Genomic DNA, 18,892 nt, shown 5'->3' with positions numbered 1-18,892 from the left:
GAGCACTGGTTGATCAGCGGTGCACAACGAGCGTGCCCAAGTGCACAGGGCATCGGGTGCTCCCCGCAGCGAAATCAAGGAGGAGGGGCGTAGCCCCGGGGGACATTCGCGGAGGGGAGTACCCGGTGGCCTGTGCACGCACCCTGAACTGACGACGTCAGCGCGACGCCACCGCCACCGGCGCATCCGCCGGCGACGGCGAGCGCCCGATCATCCACGCGCACGCCGCCGACACCACGCCCGCGAACAGCACGTACATGCAGATCTGCCACGGCTGGCCGCCGCCCGACTTGAGCAGCGCGGTCGCGATGATCGGCGTGATGCCCGAGGCAAAGATGCCCGAGAACTGGTAGACGAAGGAAATGCCGGTGTAGCGCACCTTGGCGTCGAACAGGTCGCAGAACAGCGCCGCCTCCGGCCCGTACACCGAGGCATACAGGATGCCGAAGGGAATGATGATCGCGAGCCACACCAGGAGCACGCTGCCGCCGCTGTTCGTCATGAGCCAGAAGCCCGGGAACGCCGACACCGCCGTGATCAGCGAACCCCACATGTAGACCTTGCCGCGCCCCATCCGGTCGGACAGGCGGCCGAAGAAGGGGATGAAGAAGATCATCACCACGGCGGCGGCCATCACGCCCAGCAGCGCGTCGGTGCGGCTGATCTTGAGGGTGCTGGTCAGGTAGTTGATGGAGAACACGCCGAAGATGTTGAAGAACACCCCGTCGATGTAGCGCGCGCCCATGCCCTTGAGCACGTTGCCCGGATAGCGCCGCAGCATGTCCATGAACGGAATGCGCAGCTCGGCGTTGCGCGCCTTCACGGCCGCGAACTCCGGCGTTTCCTGCACGTGCAGCCGGATGTACATGCCCACCCCCACCATCACGCCGGAAATCAGGAACGCGATGCGCCAGCCCCAGGAGAGAAACTGCTCGTCGGTCAGCAGCCATGACAAGAGCGCCACCACGCCCGAGGCCATGCACAGGCCGATCGCCAGCCCGATCTGCGGCAGCGACGCATAGAAGCCGCGCTTGCCCTTGGGCGCGTATTCGTAGGCCATCAGCACCGCGCCGCCCCATTCGCCGCCCAGGCCGATGCCCTGCGCAATGCGTAGCAGAAGCAGCAGCAAGGGCGCCGCGATGCCGATCTGCGCATAGGTGGGCACCAGGCCGATCAGGAAGGTGGCCACGCCCATGATCATCAGCGTGATGATGAGCATGCTCTTGCGGCCGATCTTGTCGCCGAAGTGGCCGAAGATCACGCCGCCCAGCGGCCGCGTGACAAAGCCCACTGCGAAGGTGGTGTAGGCCAGCAAGGTCGACACCACCGGGTCGCTGCCCGGGAAGTAGAGCTTGTTGAACACGATGCCGGCCACCACGCCGTACAGGAAGAAGTCGTACCACTCGATGGTGGCGCCCACCAGGGCTGAAACCACCACCCTGCGAATCGCTTTCTCGTCGCTTGTGCTCATGTCTTTGTCTCCGATGTGGTTGTCGCGGCGGCTGCCGCCCTCATGTCCTCCCTGATCATGTCGACGGCCTTCTCGGCCATCATCACGGCCGGTGCGTTGGTGTTGCCCGACACCAGCGTGGGCATGGCCGAGCAGTCGATCACGCGCAGCCCGGCCACGCCGTGCACGCGCAGGCGCGCATCGACCACCGCGAGCGGGTCGCCGCCCATGCGGCAGGTGCCCGTGGGGTGGAAGATGGTGGCGCCGTTGTTGCGGCAGAACTCCAGCAGCTCGGCATCGCTCGCGGCTTCGGGGCCGGGCTTCACCTCGCGCTTCACGTAGGGCCGCATCGCGGGCGCCTCTGCAATGGCGCGCGCTGCCTTCACGCCGGCCACGGTGGTGGCGCGGTCGAGCTCGGTGGCCAGGTAGTTGGGCTGCATCTCGGGCGGCTCGGCCGCGTCGAGCGAGCGGATGCGTACATGCCCGCGCGACTCGGGCCGCAGCTGGCACACCGACATCGTGAAGCCCGAGTACGGATGCACCTTGCCGCCCGCCATGTCGGCCGACAGCGTGGCCACGTGGAACTGGATGTCGGGCGTGGCCGCCACCGGCCGGCCGTTTGCGTCCTTCAGCGCGCGCATGAAGCAGCCGCCCTGGTTGATGCCCACCGCGAGTGGGCCAGTGCGGCGCATCAGCCATTCCAGGCCCATGCTCGCCTGACCGAACCAGGAGTTGAGCTGGTCGTTGGTGGTGATGGGCTTGCTGCACTCGTAGCCCAGCCGGATCTGCAGATGGTCCTGCAGGTTCTCGCCCACGCCCGGCAGCACCTGCACCGGCGCAATGCCCATGCGCTCGAGCAGCGTACGCGGGCCGATGCCCGAGAGCTGCAGCAGCTGCGGCGACTGGATCGAACCGGCCGACAACAGCACCTCGGCGCGGCAGCGCGCGGTCTTCATCTCGCCGCCCTGGCGGTAGCTCACGCCCACGGCGCGCCGGCCCTCGAACACCAGCCGGCTGGCCAGCGCATCGGTCTCGATGCGCAGGTTCGGCCGGTGGCGCGCCGGCACCAGGTAGGCCTTGGCGGTGCTGCAGCGCCAGCCCTTGTGCGTGGTGAGCTGGTAGTAGCCCGCGCCTTCCTGCGCGGCGCCGTTGAAGTCGTCGGTGCGCGGCACGCCGATCTGCTGCGCGCCGCCGATGAAGGCCTCGATGAGTTCGTGCTTTGCCGCGATGTCCGACACCTTCAGCGGCCCGTCGCCGCCATGGAAGGCGCTCGCACCGCGCTCGTTGCCCTCGCTGCGGATGAAGTAGGGCAGCACCTCGTCGTAGCCCCAGCCCGCATTGCCGAGCGCGGCCCAGTGGTCGTAGTCCTCGCGCTGGCCGCGAATGTAGATCAGCCCGTTGATCGAGCTCGAGCCGCCCAGCGTCTTGCCCCGGGGCCAGTAGATGCGCCGGCCGTTCATGTTGGGGTCGGGGTCGGTCTCGAAGCGCCAGTTGTAGGCCGGGCTCCACATCGTCTTGCCGTAGCCGATGGGCAGGTGGATCCAGAGCGACCGGTCCACCGGGCCCGCTTCGAGCAGCAGCACGCGCGTGGCCGGGTCTTCGCTCAGCCGGCCAGCCAGCACGCAGCCGGCCGATCCGGCGCCGACGACGATGTAGTCGAACTCTTCATCACGCATGCAGGGCACCCGGGGAGTGGAACAATCGCTTCGCTTGCTTGCATCCTAGGTTATTGTTTTTCGGAACGCAATGTTCCATTTTTAAGGTTTACCCGCATGCCACGTCCCGCGCGCCCCGCAGCCGCCGTGTCTTCGCCATCGCTTTCCGTGCCCGCCGCGGAGGAGCCAGCCTCCGCTTCGTCGGCCGAGCGCAGCCTGCGCCTGCTGGCCCTGCTGGCCAGCGAAGGCCGCGCCCTCACGCTTGCCGACCTGGCCGCGCAGCTGGGGCTGCCCAAGGGCACGGCGCACCGCATCTGCACCCAGCTGCTGGCCACCGGCTTCCTGGCGCGCGACGTGGACGAGCGCTCGTTCAGCGTCGGCCCCGCGCTGCGCAAGCTGGCCTTCGACACCCTGAACCACGGCACGGTGCGCGGCCTGCGGCACGAGGTGCTGTCCGAACTCGTGCGGCAGGTGGGCGAGACCTGCAACCTCACCACGCTCGACGGCGCCCAGGTGCTCTACCTCGACCGCGTGGAGGCGCAGTGGCCGCTGCGGCTCACGCTCGATGTCGGCTCGCACGTGCCGCTGCACTGCACCGCGAGCGGCAAGCTGTTCCTCGCGCAGATGCCGAAGAAGGAGCGCGACGCGCTCATCGACCGGCTGCCGCTTGCGCGCATGACGGCCAACACGCTCGTCAAGGCCGATGCGCTGCGCACCGAATGCGATGCGATCGCCAAGCGCGGCTACTCGCGCGACTGCGAGGAATTCATCGCGGGGCTGGTGGCCGTGGCGGTGCCGGTGCGCGACGCGGCCGGGCAGGTGCGCGCGGCGCTCGCGGTGCATGCGCCGACCGCGCGCATGTCGATGGAAGAAGCGGTGAAGCGCATCGATGCGCTCAAGGCCGCCGCGGAACGCATGGGCACGCTGCTCTGAGCGCGGGCCCTCGGCTTGCGGTGCGACGCCTCAGCGCCACTGCAGCAGAAGCGACCATGGCTGCCAGCTCATGTGGCGGTCGGTACAGCCCGCCGCGCCGATGGTGCAGCCGGCGGGCAGGTAGTAGCTGGGATCGAGGGTGCGCGTGCCGGGCGCGAAGTCGAGCCGCCTGCGCGTGACCGACTGCAGCACGTTGCCGCCGATGGTGTCGAAGCCCCGCTCGTCGACCTTCACCACCACGTCGCAATGCATCGGCAGCGGCTCGCCGCCCGTGGCCCGCGTCGTCAGCACGCCGCCGATCCTTTCGAAGCTGTCGAGCTCCGATGCCGCGCCGCGCGTGTGGCAGGCCAGGTCGCCCACGCGCGGCGGCGTGCGCGCGAGGTCGCAGGCGCGCATTGCGTAGCGTGTCTCGCGGCCGGCGGCCTCGGCCGCGCCGGCCTGCCAGGCGGCGCCTGCGTAGTCCGCATGCGCTTCCGAGAATGCGAACTCGTCCGCGCCCAGCCCCGCCTGCTGCGCGAGCCAGCTCACGAAGGCCGCCGACCATGGCGTGTCGATGGCCGCGACGCGGTTCACCGCGGTGGCCATTGCGCGCAGCTCGGCCGCGTCGAGGCCCTGGTCCGGTCCCACGCCCAGGCCCCGCAGGTGCGAGGCGCTGGCCTGGTTGAGCGCCTGCAGCAGCAGCGTGCGGTCGGCCGGCCGCAGCGCGCCGAAGCGCACCAGCGAGGGCAGCGGGGTGCGGGGCTGCGCCACCGCCTCCCAGTAGCCGAGCACGCGCTGCCACGGCGCGGGAGTGGCCAGTGTGGGGCGCGAATCCTCGCCTTCGGAACGGCCCGACTCGAGGAGACGGCCTTCGGCGTCCATCGTCGGCGCGCCGAAGGCCTCGTGCTCGCGCTGCGCGGCGGCGGCCATCGCCAGGGCGCGCGGGGGCGGCGGAATCCGCGCGGCCGCGTTGAGGCAGGCCGATTCAGCGGCGCTGCCTGCCGATGCGAACAGGAGCACCATGGCCACCGCCAGCGTGCGTGCCGGTGGCGGCGCGGCAAAGAATGAAGAAGAAGTCAGCATGACGCGCGCAGCATAGCCAGGGCGGGGCCTTGCCATGCGGAATCTTGCCGGTCAGGCCATTGCCAGCGAGGCCACCGAGCGCACCACGCTCACCGCCGCCAGCGCCACCAGCAGATTCAGCACATGCCGGCGGAACTGTGCGGGCGACACGCCCTTGAACGAGCGCTGGCCCCACCAGATGCCGGCCAGCATCGCGGGTGCGAGCCACAGCGCCCACTTCAGCGTGCCGGCCCCGAGCAGGTGGCCCGACGAGGCATGCGCGGCCGTGGGCATGAGCGCGGCGCTTGCGAGCGACACCACGTCGCTGAAGAGCAGCAGCGCGATCATGGTGGCGCGCAGGGCAGCCGGCGCCATCGCGGTGGTGCTCAGCAGCACCGCAATGGCAATGCCGCCGATGGCCGCCACGCCGTTGATGAAGCCCGAGGCCAGCCCGGCCGCGAAGCGCACCGCGCGCGTGGGCACGAGCGTGGCACGCGTGCCGGCGCGCAGCAGCAGGGCGGCGGCCATCAGCAGCGCGCCGATCAGCAGGCGCAGCGGCGTCTCGGGCAGCCAGGCCAGCAATGCGACCCCGAGCGGAATGAACAGCAGGTTGCCCAGCATCAGCCAGCCGAGCCAGGGCAGGTCGACGTCGCGCGCAATGCCGCGCAGCTGGCTCAGGCTCGCGAGGATCTCGAGCATGAAGATGGCCGGCACCACGAGCGCGGGCGACACCACCAGCGAGAGCCCCGCCACGGTGACGGCCGAGAAGCCGAAGCCCGCGAAGCCGCGCACCACGCCGGCCGCGAACACCACGCACAGGCTGTAGGCGAGCAGCGCCGGTGCCAGCGGCGGCACCAGCAGTTCCGCCAACGTCATACGTCGAAAAGCGGCAGCAGCTTCAGCCGTTGCACCTTTCCCGAAGGCCCGCGCGGCACGTCCGTGACAAAGCGGTAGTGGCCCGGCGCCTTGTAGCGGCCGAGCGCCTCGGCGCTGAAGGCGCGCAGCTCGTCTTCTGTGCAGGCGCAGCCATCGCGCAGCACGATGCACACGCCGATCTCCTGGCCGTAGTGGCGGTCGGGCACGCCCACCGCCGCGGCCTCGAGCACGGCGGGATGCCGCAGCAGCGCCTCGTCGATCTCGCGCGGGGCGATGTTCTCGCCGCCCTTGATGATCAGTTCCTTGATGCGGCCGGTCACGAAGAAGAAGCCATCGGCATCGCGGTGGCCGAGGTCGCCGGTGCGCAGCCATCCGTCGGGCGTGAAGCTGGCGCGCGTGGCTTCCTCGTTCTTGTAGTAGCCGCGCATCACGTTGGGGCCGCGGATGGCCAGCTCGCCGGTGCTGCCGTCGGGCACCTCGGCCAGTGCGGCATCGATGACGCGCGCCTCGCAGCCCGAGGCGCGGCCCACCGAGCCCAGCTTGCGCAGCGCGGGGTCGAGCGGGTTCGAAAAAGACGGCGCCGCGGTTTCGGTGAGGCCCATGGTCTCGACGATGCCGATGCCGAACTTCTGCTCGAAGGCCCGGTGGTGCTCCGGCGGCAGCGCGGCCGATGCCGAGCGGCAGAAGCGGATGGAAGCAGTTTGCGAGGGCGGCGGCTGCTCGCCTTCGAGCAGGTACGAGATCATGGTGGGCACCACGTTGATCCAGCTGCATTGCGTGTCCGCCGCCTGCTCCCAGAAGCGGCCGGCCGAGAACTTCGGCGGCATCGCGAGGCTGCCGCCGTGGGCGAGCGGCGCGAGCATGGTCACGGCGAAGGCGTTGATGTGATAGAGCGGCAGCACGGCCAGCACGCGGTCGGCGGGCTGCAGCGCATGCTCGGCGCTGATCGCATGCGCGTTGGCCGCGAGGTTGCCTTGCGTGAGCATCACGCCCTTGGGCATGCCGGTGGTGCCCGAGGTGTACATCAGCAGGGCCACGTCGCCGGCAGCGGGGGGTGCAACCTCATGCACAGGCGTTGCCTGCGCCTCGCCCGGCAGCGCATCGGCGTCGGGGCCGGCCACCAGCACCTCGACCGGCCGGCCGATGCCTTCGAGCATCGCGCGCACGCGTGCTTCCCACTCGGGTGCGACGCAGACCACGCGGCAGTCCGAATGCGCGAGCACATAGCGCATCTGCTCGGGCTGCGACAGCAGGTTGACCGGGTTCACGCACAGGCCGCCATGCATGGCGCCGAGCAGCAGGCGCAGCGTCTGCAGGCCATTGGGCATGACCACCGACACCGTGTCGCCCGGCCGCGCGCCATGCGCGTGCAGCACCGCCGCCACCGTGCGGCAGCCGCGCGCGAGCTCGCCAAAGCCGATGCTCTTGCGCGCGCCTTCGGTGGAAAGCGCATACACCGCCTGCGGCCGTGCCGCCGCCTGCAGTTCGATCAGCTCATGAACGGTGGAGGCCGCCACGTTCAGCTTGCACCGTATTCGGCGAAGAAGGCGCCGAAGATGTCGTCCTCGCTGGGCACCCGCTCCGGAATCGGCCGCGACACGCGCGTGATGTTCAGGTAGTGCCGGTAGTTCATGTTGTCGGAGAAGTTGTTCTTGCCCCAGGTGCCGCAGCCCATCGACAGCGAGAACGGCAGGCCGTTGTCGAAGCTGCCGCCGGTGGCGATGCAGTGCGCCTGGTCGACGATCACGCGCGACACCGGCAGCGTGAGGCCGAGCCTCAATGCGCGCTCGGGCACCGTGCTGTGCAGGCCGACCGAATGGCCCGCGCCTTCGTAGGCGTAGATGCGCTCGACGGTCGCGGCGGCTTCATCGAAATCGTGCGCCGAATAGATCGCGAGCACCGGGCTCAGCTTCTCGCCCGAGAACGGATGCGCGTGGCCCACGCCGTCCTCGGCCACCATGAGGATGCGCGGGTCCCTCGCCGCAATGGCCAGCCAGCCCTCGCGGTTGGCACCGTCGAGGGCCGCCGCGCGCTCGGCAATCACGCGCGCCGACTGGCCGATGACGGCAGCAGAGAGCTTGCCTTCAGGCCACATCAGCGACTGCAGCGTGGCCTTCTGCGCGGCCGCGAGCATGAACGCGCCGCGGTCCTTCAGCGCCGAGAGCATCTGCGCGCGCACCGCGTCCACGATCACCAGGCTGTTCTCCGATGAGCAGCTGGTCGCGTTGTCGAAGGTCTTCGAAAGCAGGATGCGATCGGCCGCCGCATTCACGTCGGCCGTTTCGTCGACGATGCCCGCCACGTTGCCCGCGCCCACGCCGAAGGCCGGCGTGCCGCTGGCATAGGCCGCGCGCACGTTGGCCTGCGAACCGGTGGCCACCACCAGGTCGCACAGGCGCATCAGCTCGGCCGTCGACTGCTTGTTGACCGGCGAGGGCAGCAGCTGCACCAGGTCGCGCGGCGCGCCGATGCGGTCGAACTGCGCATGGATGAATTCGATCAGCCGCGCCGCCGTCGACCAGCCCTTGGGCGAGGGCGCGACGATGACCGCGTTGCGCCCCTTGAGCGCGTTGATGATCTTGTTGGCCGGCGTGGCGCCCGGGTTGGTGGACGGCGTGACCGCGCACACCACGCCCACGGGCCGCGCAATCTCGACGATGCCGCGCGACGGGTCTTCGGAGATGACGCCCACCGAGCGCGCGCCGCGCAGGTCGCGCAGCAGGCCGAAGGTCTTGCGGTGGTTCTTGCGCACCTTGTCTTCGACGTTGCCCACGCCGGTGTCGGCCACCGCCAGCTCGGCCAGCTCGCGGTTGCGCGCCGGCTCCATGATGGCCCAGCCCGCGGCCACCACGGCGGTGTCGACCTGCGCCTGCGACCAGGTTTCGTAGATGCGCTGCGCGGCGCGGGCGCGCGCCACGAGCTCGGCGATGGGGGAAGGGGGGGCGGATGAGTTGTCCATGGATCTGTCTGTTGAGAGTCAATCGACTTTGATGCTGGCTTCCTTGGCAAGCTTCTGCCAGCGCACGAGTTCCGTCGTCACCACCTTGCCCAGCTGCTCCGGCGTGCCGCCGACGCCTTCGCTGCCTTGCGCCAGCAGCTTGTCGCGGATCTCCGGTTCCTTGACCACCGTGTTGATGACGCGGTTGAGCTTGTCGATGGTGGGCTGCGGCGTCTTCGCGGGCACGAACACCGCGTACCAGGAATCGACGTCGAAATCGGCAATGCCCGCTTCCTGCATCGTGGGCACGTCGGGGAAGGCCGCGCTGCGCTTGGTGGTCGACACGGCCAGCGCCTTGAGCTTGCCGGCCTTCACGAACTGCGCGGCCGCGGGAATCGACACCCACAGCAGCGGCACCTGCCCGCCCATCACGTCGGTCACGGCCGGGCCGCCGCCGCGGTAGGGGATGTGCGTCATCTGGGTGCCGGTGCGCAGCTTCAGCAGCTCGCCCGCCAGGTGCCCGGGCGAGCCGTTGCCCACCGAGGCGAAGGAAAGCGAGCCCGGCTTGGCCTTGGCGAGCGCCACCAGTTCGGCCACCGTGTTGGGTGCGAACTGCGTGTTGGCCACCAGGATCTGCGGCAGCGAAGCGACCAGGCCCACGGGCGCGAAGTCTTTCGCGGTGTCGAACGAGAGCTTGGTGTAGATCGCCGGGTTGATGGTGTGCGAGGACAGCGTGAACAGCACCGTGTAGCCGTCGGGTGCGGCCTTGGCCACGATCTCGGTGCCGATGGAGCCGGCCGCGCCGCCGCGGTTGTCGATGAGCACCTGCTGGCCGAGCAGCGTCGAGAAACGCTCCTGCACGATGCGCGCGATCACGTCGGTGCCGCCGCCGGGCGGGTACGGAACGATGAGCCGGATCGGCTTGTTGGGATAGTCGGTGCCGTTTTGCGCCTGCGCGGCAAAAGGCGCAGCCAGGGTGGCGGCGGCCAGCAGCGCGGCGCGCAGCCAGGGGGCGGGGAACAACAGGTTCATTCGAGTCTCCTTCTCCTTGTGGTGGATGCCGGCAGCGGCGCCGATGCCGGCACCGGGCTTGCCCGGTAGCCCAGCGTGACGCTCGCGTCGCGCGCGCAGGCCATGAGGCGGTCGGCCAGTCCGCGCGCCTGCGTCCGCGCAAAGCGGATCGAGGGCACGCTCATGCCGACGGCCGCGACCGCCTCGCCGCGCGCGTTGAACACCGGCACGCCAAGACCGCAGACGCCCAGGCGCCACTCCTCGCGGTTTTCCGCATAGCCGCGAACGCGCGTGCGTTCGAGTTCCGAGAGAAGTGCATCGAAGCTGGTGATGCTGTTCTTCGTGTGCGCCGCGAGCGTGCCGAGGCGCTCGTGCAGCGCGGGAAGGTCCGGTGCGGCCGCGGCGAGCAGGGCCTTGCCCGAAGCAACGCAGTACGCTGCCGCCCGGCCGCCGATGCGCGAATAGGCAGCCACGGGCAGGGGGCTGTCGAACTTGTCGAGGTAGACGATCTCGGCGCCGTCGAGCACCGCAAGGTGGATGGTCTCGCCGGTCTGCTGCGCCAGCGCCGCGAGGTGCGGCCGCAGCAGCGAACCCATGTCGGTGGCCTCGGAAACCAGCGCGCCCAGTTCGAACAGGCGCAGGCTCGGGCGGTAGGCGCTGGTGTCGGGGTCCTGCACGGCCCAGCCGCAGTCGACCAGGGTCTGCAGTGTGCGGTGCGCATTGCTGCGCGCCATGCCGAAGGCCTGGGCCAGGTCGGTGACGCGGCAGTCGCGCTGTTGCCGCGTCATCCATTCGATGGCGGCAAGGCCTTTGGCGAGGGTGGAATCCATGAGGCTTTCGGTGTTCCAAATATTGGAACGTTGTTCCTGGATATGAGACGCGATGTTTGGACTGATCGGTTGTTTTGTCAATCGGGGACTTGGATGTAGGTCTAAATGTTTCGGTTCTTTCAGGGCGGGTGCACAGGCCACCGGGTACTCCCCTCCGCGAATCTCCCCCGGGGCTACGCCCCTCCTCCTTGATTTCGCTGCGGGGAGCACCCGATGCCCTGTGCACTGGGCACGCTAGGGGTGTACCGCTGATCAGCGACTGCTCTGATCACGCTCCCGCCGATGGGGTGCCTTGCGCAGCGAAATCAAGGGGGAGGCCGCAGGCCGGAGGACATTCGCGGAGCAAGGTACCCCATCGGCGGGAGCGCGCCCCGAACAGCAGCGCTCAGGCAGCCTCAGCGCCGATGCCGCCCCGCCATCAAATCGATCACCTCGCGAAAGATGGTGTTGCCGGCAGAGGCAGCAAGGTCCAGCACATGGCTGCGGCTGTAGTACGGACTCAGATCGAGACCGACACCAATACCGGCTATCTCGATGTCGCGCCGCTGCTCTTGCCGCGCCACCACGTCGCGCAAATGGTGGTCGAGGTAGTGCGCATCGTTCGCCAGGTGCGTCGCGCTGTCCATCGGCGAGCCGTCGGAAATCACCAGCAGCAGCTTGCGCGCCTCCGGCCGCTCGCGCAGGCGTTCGCAGGCCCAGTCGACCGCTTCGCCGTCGATGCCCTCGCGGAACAGGTCGGCCTTCAGCAGCGCTGCCATCGCGGGCCGCGCGCGGCGCCAGGGCGTGGCGGCGGCCTTGAAGACGATGTGGCAGCGCTCGTTGAGGCGGCCGGGGTGAGGCGGCCTGCCGGCGCGCACCCACTCGCGCTGTGCGCGCCCGCCATTCCAGGCGCCGGTGGTGAAGCCCAGCACCTCGCTGGCCGCGCCGGCCTGCTCGAGCGCGCGCGCGAACACGTCGGCCATCATCGCGACCGATTCGGCGTGCTCCTTCATCGAGCCCGAGCAATCGATCAGGAAGGTCACCATGCAGTCGGCCACCGGCTCCATGCGCTCGGTGCGGAACAGGCGGCGCTCGGTCGGCGAGGCCACCAGCCGCGCGAGCCGGCGGCCGTCGATCAGGCCTTCTTCTTGGCCGCTGTCCCAGCCGTCGCGCGTGGGGTCGGCCAGCAGCGCCCGCAGCTCGCGTGCCAGGCGCGCGATGTTCACGCCCTGCGCGGCGATGCGGCGGTCGAGTTTTTCGCGGTGACCGGCCAGCACTTCCTTGCGCGCGAGCGCGGCGGCATCGTGCTCGCGGTCGTAGGCGGCGGTGAAGGCGCGGTAGGCACCGCCCGCGCCGTCGAGCACGGCGCTGCGGCCCGACTCGGCCGTGGTGAAGCGCTCGACGATCTCGCGGTCCATGTCGGCGACGAGCATGAACACGCTTCGCTTGTCGTCCACATGCGGGTCGCGCGCGGCGCTGCTGTCTTCGCCGGCCTCGTGCAGCATCGCGGCGACGGTGCGCGCGATGGCGAGCGCATGCACGGCATAGGCGGCCTGGTCGGCGCGGTCGCGGCGCAGGCCCGCGAGCGCGTGGCCGATCAGCGGCGCAAGGTGAAAGCGCGTCGCTTCGAGCATGTCCTCGGCTTCTTCCACCACCTGCTGGCCGCTCACGCGGGCGCGGCAGATCTGCGCCACGGCGTAGAGCAGCAGGCCGCGCGCCGTGTCGGTCAGGCCCGAGTGGTGGAAGGCGAGCGACCACTGTTCATGGCGGTGCCGCAGGTTGCGCCGCATGCCGGCCATGATCTCGGGCGCCATGGCTTCGGCGCGGAACTGCTCGAGCATCTCGAACAGCATGCGTTCGACCGGTTCTTCGGGCCGCAGGCTTTCGTGCAGCGCGGCGTCGGACGCCGTGAGCCGCAGCGCGAGCCCGTCGGCCACGCCGCGGAAGGAGGCGAAGTCGTCGGTCTCGGGCGAGGGATGCAGGTGCGGCGCGAACCACGGCAGCGCGACGCGGCCGCGGTGCAGGCGCCTGCCGCGAAAGTGCAGTTCGCGCTCGCCGCTGAAGGCCCGCACCACGCCCGCGCAGAGTTCGGCGACCTGCTCCTCCTGCCGCACGCGGCGCTGCATGGCGCTCGCGGGCATGTCGGTCATTCTTGCGAACCCGACGACAGCTGGTGCGACTCCTTCAGTTCCTGGTCGAAGCAGCGCTGGAAATACTCGGCCACCAGAGGCCGCTCCGCGTCGTCGCACTTGTTGACGAAGGACAGGCGAAACGCGAGCGCCGGGTCCTTGAAGATCTCGACGTTCTCGGCCCAGGTGATCACGGTGCGCGGCGACATCAGCGTCGAGAGGTCGCCCGCCGCAAAGCCCTTGCGCGTGAGATCGGCCACGGCCACCATCGATGCGACCAGCCGGCGCCCCGCATCGCCCGCGAGCGAAGGCACGCGCGCCTGCACGATCGCGATCTCTTCATCGGCCGGCAGGTAGTTGAGCGAGGCGACGATGTTCCAGCGGTCGATCTGCGCATGGTTGAGCCGCTGCGCGCCGTGGTACAGGCCGTTGAGGTTGCCCAGGCCCACGGTGTTGGCGGTGGCGAACAGCCGGAAGAAGGGGTGCGGGCGCAGCACCCGGTTCTGGTCCATCAGCGTGAACTTGCCGCCCTGTTCCAGGATGCGCTGGATCACGAACATCACGTCCGGCCGGCCCGCGTCGTACTCGTCGAACACCAGCGCCACCGGCCGCTGCAGCGACCACGGCACGATGCCTTCCTGGAACTCGGTGACCTGTTTTCCTTCGCGCAGCACCACCGCGTCCTTGCCTACGAGGTCGAGCCGGCTGATGTGGCCGTCGAGGTTCAGCCGCACGCAGGGCCAGTTCAGCCGCGCCGCCACCTGCTCGATGTGGGTCGACTTGCCGGTGCCGTGCAGCCCCTGCACCATCACGCGCCGGTCGCGCATGAAGCCCGCGAGGATGGCGAGCGTCACGTCGGGGTTGAAGCGGTAGACGGCATCCACTTCGGGCACGTGGTCGTCGCGTTCGCTGAAGGCGGGCACCTGAAGATCGGTGTCGATGCCGAACACCTCGCGCACGCTCAGCATGCGGTCGGGCCGAAGGTCTGCGATGTCGGTCACGATGGGTTTTCCAGAGTGGGTGAGTCAGGCCTGCGCGCGGCTGGTGGTGCCCGCGTCGGCATCGATGCGGCTCAGTGCCTCGGCGGCGCGCTGCAGGGCGGGCAGCAGCGCCTTCGCCTTCGCGGCATCGAGCCGCATGACCGGCGCCTGCACCGCGATGCACAGGTTCGAGGGGCCGTCGTCGCCCGAAGGCACCAGCGCGGCAATGCACAGCAGGCCGGGCAGGAACTCTTCGTTGTCGATGGCGTAGCCGTCCTTGCGCACGCGCTGCACTTCCTTCTCGAGCGCGTCGGGGTCGGTGAGGGTGCGGGCCGTGTAGGGCTCCAGCGGCGCGTTGGAGAGCAGGCGGCGGCGCTGCGCTGCGCTCATCTGCGCGAGAAAGATCTTGCCGCTGGCCGAGCAGTGCACCGGCACGCGCGAGCCCGAGTGCAGGTAGAAGCGCAGCGGCGCGGCGGTTTCCACGCGGTCGAGGTACACCACCTCGCTGCCCGAGAGCGCGGTGAGGTTGCAGCTCTCGCCGATTTCTTCCACCAGTTGACGCAGCACCGTATGGCGTGCACCGTGGAGGCTGTCGTTGAGCAGCAGGTTCTCGGCCAGCCGCCGCAGCCGCGTGCCGATGCCGTAGTGGCGGCCGTCGCCCTCGCGCTGCAGCAGGCCCGCGCCTTCGAGCTGCTGGAGCATGCGGTGCAGGGTGGGCTTGGGCATGCCGGTCTCTTCCACCAGGCCCTGCAGCGAGTAGCGCTGGTCCTTGGCGGCCATGACTTCGAGCAGCCCGAAAAGGCGCATGGTGGGCGTGTCGCCCGGCGCCGGCTCCAGGGTTTCGGGCGTGGGCCCCTTGACGATCTTCATGGGCCGGATCATAGTCTTTTTACAAAAAACAAGACAAGACGTACCGGTTTTTGTAAATTGTTTGACGCGAGAGCCCTGCCGCCCTATATTCCGGCGGAGAGAAATCGGAACAACCCGTTCCGTCTTTTGAAACCCGCCGACCGCCCCATTCCTTCAGGAGACGCCTTCCATGAGCCAGAAGCAACCCGCCGCACCCACCCGCGAAGCCGTCGCCGGCGTGCAGAAGATGACGCCCTCCGAGGCCTTCGTCGAAACCATGGTCGCCAACGGCGTGACCGACATCTTCGGCATCATGGGCTCGGCCTTCATGGACGCGATGGACATCTTCGCGCCCGCCGGCATCCGCCTGATTCCGGTGGTGCACGAGCAGGGCGGCGCCCACATGGCCGACGGCTATGCGCGCGTGTCGGGCCGCCACGGCGTGGTGATCGGCCAGAACGGCCCCGGCATCAGCAACTGCGTGACGGCCATCGCGGCCGCCTACTGGGCGCACAGCCCGGTCGTGATGATCACGCCCGAGACCGGCACCATGGGCATGGGCCTGGGCGGCTTCCAGGAAGCCAACCAGCTGCCGATGTTCCAGGAGTTCACCAGGTACCAGGGCCACGTCAACAATCCCAAGCGCATGGCCGAGTACACGGCGCGCTGCTTCGACCGCGCCATCTCCGAGATGGGCCCGACGCAGCTCAACATTCCGCGCGACTACTTCTACGGCGAGATCACCACCGAGATCCCGAAGCCCCTGCGCGTGGAGCGCGGCGCGGGTGGCGAGATGAGCCTGAATGCGGCCGTCGAGCTGCTGGCCTCGGCGAAGTTTCCGGTGATTCTTTCGGGCGGCGGCGTGGTGATGGGCGATGCGGTCGAAGAGTGCAAGGCGCTGGCCGAGCGCCTGGGCGCACCCGTGGCCAACGGGTACCTCCGCAACGACTCGTTCCCCGCGAGCCATCCGCTTGCCGCGGGCCCGCTCGGCTACCAGGGCTCCAAGGCCGCCATGAAGCTGATCGCGCAGGCCGACGTGGTGCTGGCGCTCGGTTCGCGCATGGGCCCCTTCGGCACCTTGCCGCAGCACGGCATGGACTACTGGCCGAAGGACGCGAAGATCATCCAGGTGGAAGCCGACCACACCAACCTCGGCCTCGTGAAGAAGATCACCGTCGGCATCCACGGCGATGCCAAGGCCACGGCCAATGAACTGCTCAAGCGCCTGCAGGGCAAGACCCTGGCCTGCGATGCCACCAAGGCCCAGCGCGCCGACAAGATCAAGGCCGAGAAGGCCGCGTGGGAAAATGAGCTCGATGAGTGGACCCACGAGCGCGACCCCTTCAGCCTCGACGCCATCGAGGAAGCCAAGGGCGAGAAGACGCCCACCGGCGGCACCTACCTGCACCCGCGCCAGGTGCTGCGCGAGCTCGAGAAGGCCATGCCGCCGCGCGTGATGGTCTCCACCGACATCGGCAACATCAATGCCATTGCCAACAGCTACCTGCGCTTCGAGGAGCCGAGGAGCTTCTTCGCGCCGATGAGCTTCGGCAACTGCGGCTACTCGCTGCCGACCATGATCGGCGCCAAGTGCGCGGCGCCCGACCGCCCGGCCGTGGCCTATGCCGGCGACGGCGCCTGGGGCATGAGCATGGTCGAGATCATGACCGCCGTGCGGCACGACATTCCGGTGACGGCCGTGGTCTTCCACAACCGCCAGTGGGGCGCCGAGAAGAAGAACCAGGTCGACTTCTACAACCGCCGTTTTGTCGCGGGCGAGCTCGAGAGCGAGAGCTTCGCGGGCATCGCCAAGGCCATGGGCGCCGAAGGCATCGTGGTCGACAGGCTCGAAGACGTGGGCCCGGCACTGAAGAAGGCGATCGACCTGCAGATGAACCAGAAGAAGACCTGCGTGATCGAGATCATGTGCACCCGCGAGCTCGGCGATCCGTTCCGCCGCGATGCGCTGTCCAAGCCGGTGCGCTTCCTCGACAAGTACAAGGACTACGTCTGACCGATTCTCTGTTCACCCTCAACGCCGGGTCGTCGTCGATCAAGGTGGCGCTGTTCGAGGCGCCGGCCGAGGGCGGCGCGCTGCCCGCCGCCCGCTGGTCGGGCCAGGCCGATGGCCTGGGCGCGGGGCTGAAGGCGCGGCTGCGCGTGCGCGATGCCGAGGGCCGCACGCTGCACGACGCGGCGCTGGAAGGCGACAGCCGCTCGCACCAGGGCGCGCTGGCCGCGCTGCTCGAATGGCATGCCCGGCAGGGCGGCGGTGGCCGCATCGCAGCGGTCGGCCATCGCATCGTGCATGGCGGCGCGAACTTCGTGGCACCGGTGCGCATCGACGAGGCAGTGCTTGCCGAACTGGCCGCGCTCGAGCCGCTTGCGCCGCTGCACCAGCCGCACAACCTCGCGGGCGTGCGTGCCGCCATGAAGGCTTTCGACGGCGTGCCGCAGGTGGCGTGCTTCGACACCGCCTTTCACGCGACCCAGCCCGATGTGAACCGCCGCTTCGCGCTGCCGCGCGCGCTGCACGATGCGGGCGTGCGGCGCTACGGCTTCCACGGCCTGTCCTACGAATCGATCGTGACGCAGTTCGCGCAACTGGCGCCGCAGCTCGCGCAGCAGCGCGTGATCGTCGCGCACCTGGGCAACGGCGCGTCGATGTGCGGCATGGCCGAGGGCCGGTCGGTCGCAACGACGATGAGCTTCTCGCCGCTCGACGGCCTCACCATGGGCACGCGCTGCGGGCACCTCGATGCGGCCGTGGTGCTGTACCTGATGCGCTCGCAGGGCATGTCGGCGGACGATGTCGAGAAGCTGCTGTTCCGCGAGTCGGGCTTGCTCGGCCTGTCGGGAATTTCCAGCGACATGCGCGAGCTCGAGGCTTCGGCCGCGCCTGCCGCCGCCGAAGCCATCACGCATTTCATCGAGCAGGTGGTGCAGCACATGGGCATGCTGGCCGCGGCGCTGCGCGGTGTCGATGCCATCGTGTTCACCGGCGGCATCGGCGAGAACGCCGCGGTGCTGCGCGAGCGCGTCCTTGCGCAGTGCGGCTGGCTCGGCCTGCGCGTCGACGCGGAGGCGAACCGTGCGGGCAAGGCGCAACTCACCACGCCAGAAAGCCCCGTGAGTGCCTGGGTGCTGCGCACCGACGAAGAGGCCGTGATCGCGCGGCACACCGCGCGGCTGCTGCGGCTCAACCAGGCTGGATAGCCGCCGCCTTGATGACGTGCGCCCAGCGCGCAATCTCGTCGGCCAGGAACGCCGCAAAGCGGTCCGGCCCGCGCGCATCGATCACGAAACCCTGCTGGCGCATGCGCTCGTCGAGGCCGGGCTGCGCAAGGATCTTCACCACCTCCGCGCCCAGCTTCTGCACCGCGGCATCGGGCATGCCGGCCGGCGCCATCATGCCGGTCCAGTTCTCGACCTGCAGCGCGGGCATGCCGGCTTCGGCAGTGGTCGGCACATCGGGCAGCAAGGGGTAGCGGTCCTTGCTCGCGATGGCAAGCGCGCGCAGCTTGCCGCCCTTCACATGCGCGATCGACTCCGGGATGTTCGAGAACACCACGTCGAGCTGGCCGCCGATGAGGTCGGTGATGCACGGCGCGCCGCCCTTGTAGGGCACGTGCTGGATGTTGGACTTGTTGAGGTCGTTGAAGAGCGCGAGCGTCAGGTGGGGTGGCGTGCCGTTGCCGCTGGAGCCCGCATTGAGCTTGCGCTCCTTCGCGGCTGCGACCAGGCCTTTCATGTCCTGGATGGGGCTGGCCACGGGCACCACGATCAGCATCGGGCTGCCGGCCAGCAGCGCCACCGGCCGCAGGTCCTTCTGGAAGCTGAACGGCGACTTCGGAAACAGCGTGACGTTGGCCGCGTGCGTCAGCGTGACCGCGAGCAGCGTGTTGCCGTCGGGCGGCGCCTTGGCCACCAGGTCGGCGCCGATCTGCCCGTTGCCGCCGGGCCGGTTGTCCACCAGCACGTTGACCTTCCAGCGCTCGCCCAGCTGCTGGCCGATCTGCCGCGCCATCACGTCCGTCAGGCCGCCCGGCGGAAAGGGCACCACGTAGCGCAGCGTGGCGTCCGGCCTGGGGTAGTCGCCGCCTTGCGCCCTGGCAAGCATCGGCATGAGCGCGCCCAGCGATCCCGCCGCAGCCAGGGCGGTGGTCCCTTGCATCCATTCGCGTCGTTTCATCGTGTTGTCTCCTGTTGTTGTGTGGGGTC

General features: G+C 69.4%; 15 protein-coding genes. 3 read left to right on the top strand and 12 right to left on the bottom strand.

Annotated features, from left to right (window positions below; all coding sequences use genetic code 11):
• Positions 1-157: 157 nt before the first annotated feature.
• Together RZE77_RS19960 and RZE77_RS19955 are read right to left on the bottom strand one after the other, a co-directional pair.
• Positions 158-1,471 carry an MFS transporter gene (locus RZE77_RS19960; RefSeq protein WP_319438929.1) on the bottom strand — a complete coding sequence of 438 codons (1,314 nt, stop codon included), beginning with the start codon at positions 1,469-1,471 and terminating at the stop codon, positions 158-160.
• Entirely contained in the window at positions 1,468-3,126 is a 1,659-nt protein-coding gene (locus tag RZE77_RS19955) for a GMC family oxidoreductase (protein WP_319438928.1), read from the bottom strand. Before RZE77_RS19955 ends, RZE77_RS19960 begins: the two co-directional genes overlap by 4 nt.
• A gap of 96 nt (positions 3,127-3,222) precedes the next feature.
• Here RZE77_RS19955 and RZE77_RS19950 point away from each other — a divergent pair, with 96 nt between their 5' ends.
• Positions 3,223-4,038: an IclR family transcriptional regulator gene (locus RZE77_RS19950; protein ID WP_319438927.1), complete on the top strand. Its 816-nt coding sequence runs from the start codon at positions 3,223-3,225 to the stop codon at positions 4,036-4,038.
• 30 nt (positions 4,039-4,068) lie between these two features.
• On the opposite strand, the gene RZE77_RS19945 is transcribed toward RZE77_RS19950, so the two are convergent.
• The 9 genes from RZE77_RS19945 to RZE77_RS19905 all read right to left on the bottom strand — a co-directional run bounded on the left by RZE77_RS19945 (position 4,069) and on the right by RZE77_RS19905 (position 14,704).
• The gene (locus RZE77_RS19945) at positions 4,069-5,136 is read right to left on the bottom strand and encodes a DUF2272 domain-containing protein (protein ID WP_319438926.1); all 1,068 of its coding nucleotides are present in this window, start codon (positions 5,134-5,136) and stop codon (positions 4,069-4,071) included.
• Between the two features lie 15 nt (positions 5,137-5,151).
• Positions 5,152-5,955 carry a sulfite exporter TauE/SafE family protein gene (locus tag RZE77_RS19940; protein ID WP_319438925.1) on the bottom strand — a complete coding sequence of 268 codons (804 nt, stop codon included), beginning with the start codon at positions 5,953-5,955 and terminating at the stop codon, positions 5,152-5,154.
• A complete protein-coding gene (locus RZE77_RS19935; RefSeq protein ID WP_319438924.1) occupies positions 5,952-7,472 on the bottom strand; it encodes an AMP-binding protein in 1,521 nt (506 codons plus the stop codon). The genes RZE77_RS19940 and RZE77_RS19935 overlap by 4 nt, the downstream gene beginning before the upstream one ends.
• 2 nt (positions 7,473-7,474) lie before the next feature.
• Positions 7,475-8,914: an acylating sulfoacetaldehyde dehydrogenase gene (gene sauS / locus RZE77_RS19930; protein WP_319438923.1), complete on the bottom strand. Its 1,440-nt coding sequence runs from the start codon at positions 8,912-8,914 to the stop codon at positions 7,475-7,477.
• Positions 8,915-8,932: 18 nt separating this feature from the next.
• Complete coding sequence (locus RZE77_RS19925; RefSeq protein WP_319438922.1) at positions 8,933-9,925, bottom strand: tripartite tricarboxylate transporter substrate binding protein; 993 nt, start codon at positions 9,923-9,925, stop codon at positions 8,933-8,935.
• Complete coding sequence (locus RZE77_RS19920; protein WP_124956143.1) at positions 9,922-10,734, bottom strand: IclR family transcriptional regulator; 813 nt, start codon at positions 10,732-10,734, stop codon at positions 9,922-9,924. Before RZE77_RS19920 ends, RZE77_RS19925 begins: the two co-directional genes overlap by 4 nt.
• A 395-nt stretch (positions 10,735-11,129) precedes the next feature.
• Positions 11,130-12,863 (bottom strand): cobaltochelatase CobT-related protein, encoded by a 1,734-nt coding sequence (locus RZE77_RS19915; RefSeq protein ID WP_319438921.1) that lies wholly within the window; start codon positions 12,861-12,863, stop codon positions 11,130-11,132.
• Positions 12,860-13,843 carry an AAA family ATPase gene (locus RZE77_RS19910; RefSeq protein ID WP_319438920.1) on the bottom strand — a complete coding sequence of 328 codons (984 nt, stop codon included), beginning with the start codon at positions 13,841-13,843 and terminating at the stop codon, positions 12,860-12,862. The genes RZE77_RS19915 and RZE77_RS19910 overlap by 4 nt, the downstream gene beginning before the upstream one ends.
• A gap of 24 nt (positions 13,844-13,867) precedes the next feature.
• A complete protein-coding gene (locus tag RZE77_RS19905; protein ID WP_319438919.1) occupies positions 13,868-14,704 on the bottom strand; it encodes an IclR family transcriptional regulator in 837 nt (278 codons plus the stop codon).
• A 157-nt stretch (positions 14,705-14,861) separates the two neighbouring features.
• Here RZE77_RS19905 and xsc point away from each other — a divergent pair, with 157 nt between their 5' ends.
• Positions 14,862-16,685, top strand: a complete 1,824-nt coding sequence (gene xsc, locus RZE77_RS19900) for a sulfoacetaldehyde acetyltransferase (protein WP_319438918.1) — start codon at positions 14,862-14,864, stop codon at positions 16,683-16,685.
• Positions 16,686-16,729: 44 nt separating this feature from the next.
• Entirely contained in the window at positions 16,730-17,887 is a 1,158-nt protein-coding gene (locus RZE77_RS19895) for an acetate/propionate family kinase (RefSeq protein ID WP_319438917.1), read from the top strand.
• Here RZE77_RS19895 and RZE77_RS19890 read toward each other — a convergent pair.
• Positions 17,871-18,863 carry a Bug family tripartite tricarboxylate transporter substrate binding protein gene (locus RZE77_RS19890; RefSeq protein ID WP_319438916.1) on the bottom strand — a complete coding sequence of 331 codons (993 nt, stop codon included), beginning with the start codon at positions 18,861-18,863 and terminating at the stop codon, positions 17,871-17,873. The genes RZE77_RS19895 and RZE77_RS19890 overlap by 17 nt on opposite strands.
• Positions 18,864-18,892: the final 29 nt, after the last annotated feature.

The organism is Variovorax sp. SPNA7, from assembly GCF_033807855.1.
Taxonomy (GTDB): domain Bacteria; phylum Pseudomonadota; class Gammaproteobacteria; order Burkholderiales; family Burkholderiaceae_C; genus Variovorax; species Variovorax beijingensis.
The sequence above is the reverse complement of the archived record's forward strand: the minus strand, read 5'-3'. Positions and strand labels throughout refer to the sequence as shown.